The 13,079-nt window shown below is 58.1% G+C and carries 12 protein-coding genes and 1 pseudogene; 7 read left to right on the top strand and 6 right to left on the bottom strand.

The window, feature by feature from the left end; translation table 11 throughout:
• The first annotated feature begins 2 nt into the window (after positions 1-2).
• The gene (locus DEO48_RS16700; RefSeq protein ID WP_109845776.1) at positions 3-953 is read left to right on the top strand and encodes an iron-siderophore ABC transporter substrate-binding protein; all 951 of its coding nucleotides are present in this window, start codon (positions 3-5) and stop codon (positions 951-953) included.
• Positions 950-1,837: a MurR/RpiR family transcriptional regulator gene (locus tag DEO48_RS16695; RefSeq protein ID WP_023309195.1), complete on the top strand. Its 888-nt coding sequence runs from the start codon at positions 950-952 to the stop codon at positions 1,835-1,837. Before DEO48_RS16700 ends, DEO48_RS16695 begins: the two co-directional genes overlap by 4 nt.
• 17 nt (positions 1,838-1,854) lie before the next feature.
• Here DEO48_RS16695 and lysM read toward each other — a convergent pair whose 3' ends face one another.
• From lysM to qseB, 5 genes are all read right to left on the bottom strand, one after another.
• Positions 1,855-2,295 (bottom strand): peptidoglycan-binding protein LysM, encoded by a 441-nt coding sequence (lysM, locus tag DEO48_RS16690; RefSeq protein WP_023309194.1) that lies wholly within the window; start codon positions 2,293-2,295, stop codon positions 1,855-1,857.
• A gap of 141 nt (positions 2,296-2,436) precedes the next feature.
• Positions 2,437-2,751 (bottom strand): putative quinol monooxygenase, encoded by a 315-nt coding sequence (locus DEO48_RS16685; RefSeq protein WP_023309193.1) that lies wholly within the window; start codon positions 2,749-2,751, stop codon positions 2,437-2,439.
• A gap of 31 nt (positions 2,752-2,782) precedes the next feature.
• Positions 2,783-3,364, bottom strand: coding sequence for an NAD(P)H-dependent oxidoreductase (locus DEO48_RS16680; RefSeq protein WP_109845775.1), 582 nt, complete (start codon positions 3,362-3,364; stop codon positions 2,783-2,785).
• A 104-nt stretch (positions 3,365-3,468) separates the two neighbouring features.
• Positions 3,469-4,818 (bottom strand): quorum sensing histidine kinase QseC, encoded by a 1,350-nt coding sequence (gene qseC / locus DEO48_RS16675; protein ID WP_109845774.1) that lies wholly within the window; start codon positions 4,816-4,818, stop codon positions 3,469-3,471.
• On the bottom strand, positions 4,815-5,474 hold the full coding sequence (gene qseB / locus DEO48_RS16670; RefSeq protein ID WP_109845773.1) for a quorum sensing response regulator transcription factor QseB: 660 nt from the start codon (positions 5,472-5,474) through the stop codon (positions 4,815-4,817). Before qseB ends, qseC begins: the two co-directional genes overlap by 4 nt.
• A 139-nt stretch (positions 5,475-5,613) precedes the next feature.
• Between qseB and DEO48_RS16665 the strand changes: the two genes are divergently transcribed.
• The 4 genes from DEO48_RS16665 to ftsP all read left to right on the top strand — a co-directional run bounded on the left by DEO48_RS16665 (position 5,614) and on the right by ftsP (position 10,764).
• Positions 5,614-6,015 carry a YgiW/YdeI family stress tolerance OB fold protein gene (locus tag DEO48_RS16665; RefSeq protein ID WP_023309189.1) on the top strand — a complete coding sequence of 134 codons (402 nt, stop codon included), beginning with the start codon at positions 5,614-5,616 and terminating at the stop codon, positions 6,013-6,015.
• 118 nt (positions 6,016-6,133) lie between these two features.
• Positions 6,134-8,392, top strand: a complete 2,259-nt coding sequence (gene parC, locus DEO48_RS16660; protein WP_109845772.1) for a DNA topoisomerase IV subunit A — start codon at positions 6,134-6,136, stop codon at positions 8,390-8,392.
• A gap of 163 nt (positions 8,393-8,555) precedes the next feature.
• A complete protein-coding gene (gene plsC / locus DEO48_RS16655) occupies positions 8,556-9,293 on the top strand; it encodes a 1-acylglycerol-3-phosphate O-acyltransferase (RefSeq protein ID WP_023309187.1) in 738 nt (245 codons plus the stop codon).
• 58 nt (positions 9,294-9,351) lie between these two features.
• A complete protein-coding gene (gene ftsP / locus DEO48_RS16650; RefSeq protein ID WP_023309186.1) occupies positions 9,352-10,764 on the top strand; it encodes a cell division protein FtsP in 1,413 nt (470 codons plus the stop codon).
• 30 nt (positions 10,765-10,794) lie between these two features.
• Here the strand turns inward: ftsP and DEO48_RS16645 are convergent, their stop codons facing one another.
• Positions 10,795-12,270 (bottom strand): TrkH family potassium uptake protein, encoded by a 1,476-nt coding sequence (locus DEO48_RS16645; protein ID WP_109845771.1) that lies wholly within the window; start codon positions 12,268-12,270, stop codon positions 10,795-10,797.
• A gap of 199 nt (positions 12,271-12,469) precedes the next feature.
• Between DEO48_RS16645 and DEO48_RS16640 the strand changes: the two are divergent.
• A pseudogene (locus DEO48_RS16640) lies at positions 12,470-13,079 on the top strand (YgiQ family radical SAM protein); the annotation flags it as partial.

The raw sequence follows: 13,079 nt of genomic DNA, 5'->3' as shown, positions 1-13,079 counted from the left end.
GGATGCGCGTAGTATTTTCGATGCTGTTGCTGGTGGGGTTCGCGGTGGGTGCGGCGGAGCCGACGCAGACGTTTACTGACGATCTGAACCGAAAAGTGGTGGTGCCGGTTCATCCGAAACGGATTGTCTCTTTACACGATCTGGATATCACCATTCCGCTGATTGAGCTTGGCGTACCGCCGGTGGCAAGCCATGGCCGCACGCGGCCGGACGGCAGCCACTTTCTGCGCTCCAGCGGCATGTTGACCGGCGTCGACTTCGATAATTCCGACATTAAATTTATCGGCACGGCCGATATCGACATTGAAGCCATCGCTGCCGCAAAGCCTGACCTGATCGTTACCGAGCCGACCCGCAACACCCCGGTGGAACAGCTGGCGAAAATTGCCCCGACGGTGAGCATCGATCATCTCGACGGCGGCGCGCCGGAGATCTACCGCAAGCTGGCTCAGCTGACGGGAACGCAGGCGCGGCTTAAGGTTCTGGAGCGGCGCTATCAGGAGCAGATTAAGGCGCTGAAGGCGACTATTGATACCCGCAAGGTGACCGTGTCCGTGATTCAGGCGAGTCAGGGAAAGATTAACGCCATGCACAGCTACCACTCGCTGGGCCGCGTGCTGCGCGACGCCGGGTTCACCTTCCCGCCGCTGATTGAGAGCATCCCGGAAGGAGGGCGCATCGACGTCAGCGCCGAGCGTCTGCCGGAGCTGGATGCCGATTTCGTCTTCGCCACCTGGCGCGGGGATACGGGCGGTAAACCGCAGGACGAGCTGACGGCGATGGATGCGGTCATGCCGGGCTGGTGTCAGTTCCTGAATGCCTGCCGAACCGGGCATTACGTACTGATCTCGCGTGAAGAGGCCATCTCGAATTCGTACGCCTCGTTGGGGCTGATGGCCGCGCAGGTACAGTCGCAGATTGCCGGACGTCCGCTGCCGGAGGCGACACGGTGATCCGCAAAGAGAAAGGGCGCGTGGATGTCTATGGCGACCGCTTTCGCGCGCGCGCGCATCAGCTGACGCCGCGTCTGCTGCAGGTTGCACGCTATATTCATGACAACCGAGAAGCGGTGATGGAACAGACCGCAATGGAGATCGCGACGCTGTTGAAAACCTCAGACGCCACGGTGGTCCGCGCCATTCAGGCGCTGGGTTTCGCCGGGCTGCGCGATCTCAAGCAAACGCTGGAGCAGTGGTTTGGTCCGGTGGTCACCTCCAGCGAAAAGATGTCCACCACAGTGAATACGCTCGCCAGCGACGTCAACGCGAGCATTGATTTCGTGCTGGAGGGGCATCAACACACCTGCGAAGTGTTATCCGAACCCCACAACCGCTACGCGATGGCCCAGGCCGTCTCGCTGCTGGCGCAGGCGAGGCAGGTCGCCATATTTGGCATTGGCGCCTCCGGCATTCTGGCCGAGTACACCGCCAGGCTGTTCAGCCGCATGGGGTTACCCGCCACGCCGCTTAACCGTACCGGCATAGGGCTTGCCGAGCAGCTTATTGCGCTTCAGCGCGGCGACGTGCTGGTGATGATGGCGCAGAAATCCGCGCACCGGGAGGGGCAAACCACGCTGCGTGAAGCAAAACGGCTGGGCATTCCAACCATCCTGCTGACCAATGCCCTCGATTCGCGCTTCAGCAAGGAGGCCAGCGTGGTGATCCACGTTCCGCGCGGCGGCGAAAAAGGCAAAATCCCGCTCCACGGCACGGTGCTGCTGTGTCTGGAGATGATTATTTTATCCGTGGCTTCCACCGAGCCGCAGCGCACCATCAAGTCGATGAAGCGCATCAACGAGTTACATCGTGGGTTAAAACCGGGGAAGAAAAGCAGCTGATTTCCCCGGCTCGCGGATCACGCCTTAGGAATACGCAGCGTCTGGCCAGGATAGATTTTATCCGGGCTGGAGAGCATCGGGCGGTTAGCCTCAAAAATCTTATTGTACTTGTTGGCATCGCCGTAGACGGTTTTGGAGATAGCGCTCAGGGTATCGCCGGATTTCACCGTGTAGTAGGTGGCTTCATCTTTGGCATCGGTCGCGGTGATGTTGTTCTCCACCTCGCTGACGCCGGCGATGTTCCCGACGGCGACCTGGATTTTTTCTTTCTGCTCCTGGGTCAGCCCGTCACCCGTCACGCTGGCTTTGCCGTCGGTAACGTTGACCTGAACCTTATCTGAACCGGGAATATTGAGTTTTTTGAGATGCTCGGTGATTTTGTCGCTCTGGCCTTTATGATCGGTCAGGTTATCCCATAGCTTTTCGCCTGCTTCTTTCACGAAGTTAAAAAGACCCATTCCATCCTCCTGTTAATCATGAAGTCAGAATAAGCATAGCAGTTGAGTTTTAAGCTGATAAAAAACCCGGTAGCGCTGACGCTCACCGGGCCTGGATCTGTTCTCCCTCTCCCGGTGGGAGAGGGCGGGGTGGGGGGAAACTTAAACCCCTTGCTCCAGAATGCGGATGTGGGTTTCCAGCACGTCACCCTTCACCGCGTCACTCCACGCTTTCATGTGAGGGGTCTGCAGGTGCGCTTCAAGATGCGCGACGGTTTCCCACTGCTCAACCATAATGATTGAGTCTGGCGCGGTCGCCTGGAAGCTGGCGTCAGTGGCGGCATCCACCATCGGCGCGTAGCCGTGGCAGCCTTCTTCTTTCAGTACGGTCGGGATAATTTTCACGAACTGATCCAGCACCGCCTGACGGTGATGTTGACCTGGACGAGTACGGATTTCTGCGATTACGGTAAGCATGTTTACTACTCCTTTAATTCCAGGCTACCAGTTAAGCAAAAATTTTCGCGAGATGCTTGCGATATTCTGCGATATAGCTCGGGACGTCAGGCATTTTAATCACGTCGTTGACGATAAAGGTCGGCAGCGGATCCATGCCCAGGAACTGGTTAGCCTTGTGGAACGGCAGGTACGCGCCGTCGACGCCCACGCCTTCGAAGAACTGATCTTTATCGGTGAAGGCTTCCAGCGGGGCGTTCCAGGTCAGCGAGAGCATATATTTTTTGCCCTGAATCAGGCCGCCCGAGCCGTATTTTTTGGAGGCTTCAGAGCGGGTGCGGCCATCGCTGGCATACAGCGAACCGTGACCTTCGGTGAACACGTCGTCCATGTATTTTTTTACGGTCCACGGCGCGCCCATCCACCAGCCTGGCATCTGCCAGATCACCACGTCAGCCCAAAGGAAGTTCTGCACTTCGGCCTTCACGTCATAATTGCTGTCTGCACGCACGACCTTAACATCATGCCCGGCGTCGCGCAGGAAACCGTCCGCGACCTCGGTCAGGGTGTCATTCAGCTGGCCTTTAGAATGCGCAAATTCTTTTGCACCGTTGATAATCAGGATATTGCTCATTATTTGTCCTCGATGATGAGATTATGGCCAGTATTCTACGCGCGAGGACGGTGCGGTAAAATGAGCAAAATGTGCAAAGTCTTTTGCGTTAAACGCAATAATCACTACCAGCTGACCTTCACTTCAAAACCGCCTTCAGGCGCATTGCTCAGCGAAACGCGCATCCCGTGCAGGGCGGCGATGCGTTTTACTATGGATAACCCCAGCCCGCTGCCCGTGGCATCCTGACCCGGCGGACGATAAAAGCGCTCGCCGATGCGCGCCAGCGCGTCAGGTGAAATGCCTGGGCCGTTGTCGCGCACGGTAAAGCTACGCGCGTCCAGCGTCACGTCCACCACGCTGCCGCGCGGACTGTAGCGAATCGCGTTATCCAGCAGGTTGCGCACCAGCAGGCTCATGAGGAGCTGCTGGCCCGTGCGTGTAACCTCTGGTGCATGGATGTTCAGGCGAATATCAATGCCCGCCTGCTGAGCCGGATGCCAGATATCCAGCACGGCTGACTGCAGCAAGTCGGCCAGGGGAATCGGTTCGACATCGTCAAGGTTATCCAGCGAGTCCAGACGCGACAGCGTGAGGAGTTGATCCACCAGCCGGGAAGCGCGGTCGATGCCAGCATGTAGCTGCGAAAGGGCTTTGGACTGCGCCTCTGGATCGTCCTGATACAGCTGCGCCACGTCAGTTTGCACCTTCAGGGCCGCCAGCGGGCTGCGTAGCTCGTGGGCGGCATCGGACGTAAAGCGGCGCTCGCGGGTCATCATCTCCTGGGTGCGCTCGAAGAGATGATTCAGCGCGTCGAGCAGGGGACGCACTTCCGTAGGAAGGCCCTCCGTCGGCAGTTTATCGGTGGCATCCGGCGAGCGGGAGCGCAGGGTCTGCGCCAGCTTTTTCAGCGGCTTCAGCTCCCGACTCAGGAGGACGATCAACAGCAGCAACATCACGGGCAGCGCCACCAGCCAGGGGGTCAGCTGCGAGCTGACCACGTCCAGCGCCATCTCCTGGCGGTACTCCCACTCCTGGCCGACCACCACGCGGTATTTTCCGTCAGGTGAGGTTAGCCATAAAAAACGCCACTCGTCGTTGTCGCCCTGCAGCTGCCCGTTATCGAACCCGTCGCGGCGATAGTGGTACGGAATATCGCGTCCGTTTTCACCGTCGTTGAGGAGCATTTTGCCGTCGACGGCGTAAATGGCGAAAGCCAGCGCGTCGTCGTCCAGACGACCGTGCTTCACTTTTTTCGGGATCTCGCGCATGCGTTCGGGGGCGCGGATCTCGTCCAGATCCATCGTCAGCAGTCGTTTAGCAAACAGCATCTGCTGGGTATCGAACAGCTTGTCGAGCTTGTGGGTCGTCTGCTGCCAGGCGACCAGGCTGGCGGCAAACCAGGCCGTCAGAGAGAGCAGCAGGAAGAGAAGCGTCAGGCGCAGCTTCAGGCTCAGGCGTTGCGTCAGTTTCATGCTTTACCCAGGGTGTAGCCGATGCCGTGCACGGTGCGGATAAACTCGCTCCCGAGCTTGCGGCGCAAATGATGGACGTGAACCTCGATGGCGTTGCTGGAGACGTCGTCGTCCCAGGTATAGAGTTTTTCCTCGATCAGCTTTCGCGGCAGCACCCGACCGGCGTTACGCATTAACAGCTCCAGCAGCGCGAACTCTTTCGGCTTGAGCGTCAGCGGCTCACCGTCCAGCGTGGCGATGAGACGGGTCGGATCGAGCGTGACCTTCCCGTGACGCAGCTCGCTACGCGCCTGGCCGTGGCTGCGGCGGACCAGCGCTTCGAGGCGGGCACCCACTTCGATCAGCGCGAACGGCTTACAGAGATAATCATCCGCCCCAAGACGCAGCCCTTCGACGCGCTGGTTAAGCGCATCCCGCGCCGTCAGAATTAATACCGGCTCGCTGCGCCCGCTTTCGCGCCACGCGCGCAGAATGTCCAGACCGTCAATTTCCGGCAGCGTCAGATCCAGCACCACGGCATCATAGGGTGCTGAGGAGAGCGCGGCCTGGCCGGTTTTACCGTCGGTAAACCAGTCCACGCTAAAGCCCATTTTGCTTAGCCCCGCCTTGATACCGTCGCCGATTAACCTGTCGTCTTCTACCAGTAAAATGCGCATGTTCCCTCCTTGATGCCGTCAGTAAACCCTCTGTAAGCGCCTGCTGTACAGCAATAATAAATAAATTTTTCCCTTAAGAAGTTGTTAAGGATTACCCTGTTAAATGGATTGCGAAACGACATTAAAGGGAGAGATGAAAATGAAAAAATTCGCTGCAATTGCTGCCATCATGATGATGACCACCGCGCCGGTCTTTGCTGCTCAGGGCGGTTTTACTGGCCCATCGGCCACACAGACCCAGACGCAAACTCAGCAGGGCGGTTTTGTCGATAACAACGCTAACCTCACCACCGCGGCAAAAGTGAAAGACCTGAAGGACGATGCCTGGGTGAAGCTGCGCGGGAACATTACCGAGCGCCTGTCCGATGACCGCTACACCTTCCGCGATGAGTCCGGCACGGTCGTAGTTGAGATTGACCACAAGCGCTGGAACGGCGTGACCGTCACTCCGCAGGATAAAGTTGAACTGCAGGGTAAAGTCGATAAAGACTGGAACGAGTTTGAAATCGACGTGAAGCAGGTTATTAAGCTGAACAAATAACCCGAAAAGGGCCGCCTGTGCGGCCCTTTTTCTTTGTGACTCAATTCATCAGATGAGGTAGTATCTGCGGCAATATTGCCTGAAACCCTTCGGTTTCTGAGTTGAGGAATCACACGTAATGAGCGATATGGCAGAGCGCCTCGCGCTACATGAATTCACGGAAAACGCCTACCTGAACTACTCCATGTACGTCATCATGGACAGGGCGTTGCCGTTTATCGGGGATGGCCTGAAGCCCGTTCAGCGCCGCATCGTCTATGCGATGTCCGAACTGGGGCTGAACGCCACCGCCAAGTTCAAGAAATCCGCCCGTACCGTCGGTGACGTACTGGGTAAATACCATCCGCACGGTGACAGCGCCTGTTATGAAGCGATGGTGCTGATGGCGCAGCCGTTCTCTTACCGCTACCCGCTGGTGGACGGGCAGGGGAACTGGGGTGCGCCGGACGATCCGAAATCCTTCGCGGCGATGCGTTATACCGAATCCCGTCTCTCTAAATATGCCGAAGTGCTGCTGGGCGAGCTGGGTCAGGGAACCGTTGACTGGGTGCCAAACTTCGACGGTACGATGCAGGAGCCGAAGATGCTGCCTGCGCGTCTGCCGAACATCCTGCTGAACGGTACCACCGGTATCGCGGTCGGTATGGCGACGGACATTCCGCCGCACAACCTGCGTGAAGTGGCGAAAGCCGCTATTACCCTCATCGAGCAGCCGAAAGCGACGCTCGACGAGCTGCTGGATATCGTGCAGGGGCCAGATTTCCCGACCGAAGCTGAGATCATCACCTCACGCGCGGAAATCCGCAAAATCTACCAGAACGGTCGCGGCTCCGTGCGCATGCGCGCGGTGTGGAATAAAGAGGACGGCGCCGTGGTGATCACCGCGCTGCCGCATCAGGTTTCCGGTGCCAAAGTGCTGGAGCAGATCGCCTCCCAGATGCGCAATAAAAAGCTGCCGATGGTGGACGACCTGCGCGACGAATCGGATCATGAGAACCCAACCCGTCTGGTGATCGTGCCGCGCTCCAACCGCGTGGACATGGAGCAGGTGATGAACCACCTGTTCGCCACCACCGATCTGGAAAAAAGCTACCGCATCAACCTGAACATGATTGGCCTCGACGGACGCCCGGCGGTGAAAAACCTGCTGGAGATCCTCACCGAATGGCTGACCTTCCGCCGCGATACTGTCCGTCGTCGTCTGAACCATCGTCTGGAGAAAGTGCTTAAGCGCCTGCATATCCTCGAAGGTTTGCTGGTGGCGTTCCTCAATATCGATGAAGTGATTGAGATCATCCGTACCGAGGACGAGCCGAAGCCGGCGCTGATGTCGCGCTTTGGCATCAGCGAAACCCAGGCCGAAGCGATCCTCGAACTGAAGCTGCGCCATCTCGCCAAACTGGAAGAGATGAAAATCCGCGGCGAGCAGAACGAGCTGGAGAAAGAGCGCGATCAGCTGCAGGCGATCCTCGCGTCCGAGCGCAAGATGAACACCCTGCTGAAGAAAGAGCTGCAGGCCGATGCAGACGCCTTCGGCGACGACCGTCGTTCTCCGCTGCACGAGCGCGAAGAAGCGAAGGCGATGAACGAGCATGACATGCAGCCGTCCGAGCCGGTCACCATTGTTCTGTCGCAGAGCGGCTGGGTGCGCAGCGCCAAAGGCCACGATATTGACGCGCCGGGGCTGAGCTACAAAGCGGGCGACAGCTTCAAAGCGGCGGTGAAAGGCAAGAGCAACCAGCCGGTGGTGTTTATCGACTCCACCGGCCGCAGCTACGCCATCGACCCGATTACGCTGCCTTCCGCGCGCGGGCAGGGCGAGCCGCTCACCGGCAAGCTGACGCTGCCGCCGGGTGCGACGGTTGACCATATGCTGATGGAAGCCGATGACCAGAAGCTGCTGCTGGCGTCCGATGCGGGCTACGGCTTTATCTGTACCTTCAACGATCTGGTCTCCCGTAACCGTGCCGGTAAGGCGCTGATAAGCCTGCCGGACAACGCCCACGTGATGGCGCCGCTGGTGATTGAGAATGAAAGCGACATGCTGCTGGCGATCACCACCGCCGGACGTATGCTGATGTTCCCGGTCAGCGATCTGCCGGAGCTGTCGAAAGGCAAGGGCAATAAGATCATCAACATCCCGTCGGCGGAAGCCGCGAAAGGCGAAGATGGCCTGGCGCACCTCTTCCTCCTGCCGCCGCAGAGTACGCTGACCATTCACGTCGGCAAGCGTAAGATCAAGCTGCGTCCGGAAGAGCTGCAGAAAGTGGTGGGTGAGCGCGGTCGCCGCGGCTCGCTGATGCGCGGCCTGCAGCGCATCGACCGCGTGGAGATTGACTCTCCTGCACGCAGCGCTGCGGGTGACAGCGAAGAGTAATGTCGTGATATCCCCCTCTGCCCGGAGGGGGAGTTTCAATAAAATTTCCCGTAAAATCGTTGTTAATTCGTGCGTTGCGATTAACAATACGCGCTCGTAATAAAGTCCTTACCTGGCCACAGGTGAAGTATAATTGTCAGCTGTTGGGGCTTCAGAGGTCGCTATGCTATATATTGTTCGTCTTATTCTTACCGTTATCTACTGCATTCTGGTCTGTATTTTCGGCTCTATTTATTGCCTTTTCAGCCCGCGTAATCCGAAGCATGTTGCCACCTTTGGCCATATGTTCGGTCGTCTTGCGCCGCTGTTTGGTCTGAAGGTTGAAAAACGTCTGCCTGAAGGGGCGGAGAATTTCGGTAACGCCATCTATATCGCCAACCATCAGAACAATTACGATATGGTGACCGCCGCAAATATCGTGCTTCCACCGACCGTGACGGTGGGAAAAAAAAGCCTGCTGTGGATCCCGTTTTTTGGCCAGCTGTACTGGCTGACCGGTAACCTGCTGATCGACCGTAACAACCGTGCGAAAGCGCACAGCACCATTGCGGAAGTGGTGAATCATTTTAAAAAGCGCAAAATCTCAATCTGGATGTTCCCGGAAGGAACGCGCAGCCGCGGCCGCGGCCTGCTGCCGTTTAAAACCGGGGCGTTTCATGCCGCAATTGCGGCAGGTGTTCCAATTATTCCCGTGTGCGTTTCCAATACTTCGAATAAGATTAATCTTAACCGCCTGAATAACGGGCTGGTGATTGTCGAAATGCTGCCACCCGTCGATACCAGCAAATACGGTAAAGACCAGGTGCGCGAGCTGGCAGCGCACTGCCGTGAGCTGATGGCTCAGCATATTGCGCAGCTCGACAAAGAAGTCGCAGAGAGAGAAGCCGCCGGTAAGATTTAATCCGGCGTTGAAGGGAAAACGAATTCCCGCGTTGTTAGTCGTTTCAGATGGAGCTTATATGTCACTCAGTCGGCGTCAGTTTATTCAGGCTTCCGGGATCGCCCTTTGTGCGGGTGCGATGCCGCTGACAGCCAGCGCCGCCGGGCAGCAACAGCCGCTGCCTATTCCGCCATTAATTGAATCTCGTCGCGGTCAGCCGCTTTTCCTGACGCTGCAGCGCAGCCACTGGTCCTTCACCCAGGGGACGCGCGCGCCGGTCTGGGGCATTAACGGACGTTACCTTGGGCCGACCATACGCGTGTGGAATGGCGATGACGTAAAGCTCATCTACAGTAACCGCACCCCTGAAAATGTCGCCATGACCATCAGTGGCCTACAGGTGCCCGGCCCGTTGATTGGCGGCGCGGCGCGAATGATGTCACCCAGCGCCGACTGGGCGCCGGTTCTGCCGATTCGCCAGAGCGCGGCCACCCTGTGGTATCACGCCAACACGCCTAACCGTACGGCGCAGCAGGTTTATAACGGCCTGGCAGGAATGTGGCTGGTGGAAGATGAGGTCAGCAAATCCCTGCCGATCCCGAACCACTACGGCGTGGATGACTTCCCGATTATCATCCAGGACAAGCGTCTGGATAATTTCGGTACGCCGGAATACAGCGAGCCGGGCAGCGGTGGTTTCGTCGGCGATACGCTGTTGGTCAACGGCGCGCAAAGCCCGTATGTCGAGGTCTCGCGCGGCTGGGTGCGCCTGCGCCTGCTCAACGCGTCCAACTCGCGCCGCTATCAGCTGCAAATGAGCGATGGCCGTCCGCTGCACGTGATCTCCGGCGACCAGGGCTTTTTACCGGCCCCGGTGTCCGTCAAACAGCTGGCGCTCTCGCCGGGAGAACGTCGCGAAGTTCTCATTGATATGACCAATGGGGATGAAGTGTCTGTCACCTGCGGTGAAGCGGCCAGCATTGTGGACCGCATTCGCGGGTTCTTTGAACCGTCGAGCATTCTTGTCTCGACCCTGGTGCTGACCCTGCGCCCGACCGGTCTGCTGCCGCTGGTGACCGATAGCCTGCCAATGCGCCTGCTGCCGCAGGAGATCATGAGCGGCTCGCCGGTGCGCAGCCGTGATATCAGCCTGGGCGACGATCCGGGCATCAACGGCGCGCTGTGGGACGTCAACCGCATCGACATTACCGCGCAGCAGGGCACCTGGGAGCGCTGGACGGTCCGTTCAGATATGCCGCAGTCGTTCCATATTGAAGGGGTGGCATTCCTGATCCGCAACGTCAACGGTGCGATGCCGTTCCCGGAAGACCGCGGCTGGAAAGATACTGTCTGGGTGGACGGTCAGGTTGAACTGCTTGTCTACTATGGTCAGCCTTCGTGGCCGCACTTCCCGTTCCTGTTCCACAGCCAGACGCTGGAGATGATGGACAGGGGCTCCGTGGGGCAGATGCTGATCAACCCTGCGCCATAATCCTGACATTCCCGGTTCGCCGGGAATGGTTTATGCCCGCCAGAAAAAGCGCGAGAACAGAATCAGCACCGGGTAAATTTCCAGACGCCCCAGGATCATCGCCGCGCACATCAGTAGTTTTGCCCCCTCTGTTAACGTGCCAAACGTCGACGCCGTCTCCCCAAACCCCAGCCCCATGTTGTTGATGCAGGCGGCGACCGTTGCGAATGCGGTGAACAGGTCGTAGCCCATCAGATTGAGCGACCAGACAAAAAAGCCCGTGATCATGACGTAGAGAAAAAAGAAGCTCCATACCGAGCGCAGGACGCGTTCATTCACCACGCTTTTGCCCACCTTAATGCTCAGCAGCGCTCTCGGATGCGCCAGCTGGTTCATCTCCTGAATACTCTGCTTGAACATAATGAGAAAACGCAGGGCTTTGATCCCGCCGCAGGTCGAGCCTACGCAGCCGCCAAAAAAGCTGGCGCTCAACAGCAGGAAAATGGTGTGTGCGGGCCATTGGGCATAGTCGGCGGTCGAAAGGCCGTTATCGGTCATCATCGAACTGGCAAGGAAGAAGGCGTGCACCAGGCTATCCGTAGCGTTGTACATCCCGGCATGCCAGACCTGCCAGGCGGTGATGGCAATAATCACCGCGGCGGCGCTCAGAAAGAATTTAACCTCCGGGCTGCGGCGAATCGGTTTTAGGGTGCGTCTGACAATGGCGACGTACCAGAGGGTGAAGTTGAACGCGGAGAGCAGTGAAAACGCCCCGGCGACCAGCTCAATCGCGTGGCTGTCATAAAACCCAATGCTTTCGCTGCGGGTGGAGAACCCGCCCAGCGACACGGTCGACAGCCCGTGACAGAGGGCGTCAAAAAATGACATTCCCGCCAGCCAGTAGGCCAGGGTGCAGGCCACGCCCAGCGCGAAGTAGGTCACCCACAGCGTGCGCGCGGTATCGGCAAGGCGGGGAGTCAGACGCTCCTCCTTGAACGGCCCCGGCATCTCTGACTGATAGAGCTTCATGCCACCAATGCCCAGCAGCGGCAGGACCGCGACGGCCAGCACGATGACGCCTAACCCGCCAATGAAATTCAGCTGTGCGCGGTAATAAAGGTACGACTTAGGCAGGGCGCTGACGTCCCCGATCACCGTTGCCCCGGTGGTGGTGATCCCGGAAACCCCTTCAAAGAGCGCGTCGGCAAAGGAGAGCCGTAGCCCGTCATCCATCCAGAGCGGCATGGCGCTAATGAATGAAAACAGCAGCCAGAACAGCACGATAATCACAAACCCGTCGCGGGTGTGCAGCTGTATGCCGGCGTGACGGGTTGCCCGCCAGGTTAACCCTCCGAGAGTAAAAAAGGTTAAAAAGGTGGTCAGAAAGGCAAAGTAGGTCCGCTCTTTATTCAGCAGGGCGATAACCATCGGCGGCAGCATGGAAAGGCTGTACAGCAGAACCAGAAAACCGCAGAGGTGAAGGACAACCCGCAGCTGGGATACATGTAACGAATCGTTGGGCTTCACGACAGAGCTCCGCGCAATAACACGTTCCGGGGCAAATCACCGGAAAATATAGTGAATATTATGATTCAAAATTATCAGGGCGCCGTATTTTAACGACTTCCCCGAATATCTGCCTGCTTCATGCAACCTTTTCTTCAAATCTGGCGGATGAACAGCGTATAATCCCGCTCCTTTTGTCTATTTTTTCTTCGGAAGCATTATGAGCGCAATCTCCCTGATCCAGCCGGATCGTGACCTCTTCTCCTGGCCTCAATACTGGGCGGCCTGCTTTGGACCGGCGCCGTTCCTGCCGATGTCCCGGGAAGAGATGGACCAACTGGGCTGGGATAGCTGCGACATCATTCTGGTCACGGGCGATGCCTACGTTGACCACCCGAGCTTTGGTATGGCGATTTGTGGCCGTATGCTCGAAGCGCAGGGCTTCCGCGTGGGGATCATCTCCCAGCCTGACTGGAACAGCAAAGACGACTTTATGCGTCTGGGTAAACCGAACCTGTTCTTCGGCGTGACCGCAGGCAACATGGATTCGATGATCAACCGCTACACCGCCGACCGTAAGCTGCGCCATGACGATGCCTACACGCCGGATAACGTGGCGGGCAAACGCCCCGACCGCGCAACCCTGGTCTATACCCAGCGCTGTAAAGAAGCCTGGAAAGACGTGCCGGTGATCCTGGGCGGCATCGAGGCGAGCCTGCGCCGCACCGCGCACTACGATTACTGGTCTGATACCGTACGCCGCTCGGTGCTGGTGGATTCCAAAGCCGATATGCTGATTTACGGTAACGGCGAGCGTCCGCTGGTGGAAG

It is taken from the genome of Enterobacter sp. CGMCC 5087, from assembly GCF_003144775.1.
GTDB classification, from domain to species: domain Bacteria; phylum Pseudomonadota; class Gammaproteobacteria; order Enterobacterales; family Enterobacteriaceae; genus Enterobacter; species Enterobacter cloacae_M.
This window is presented reverse-complemented; position numbering and strand designations above follow the sequence as displayed.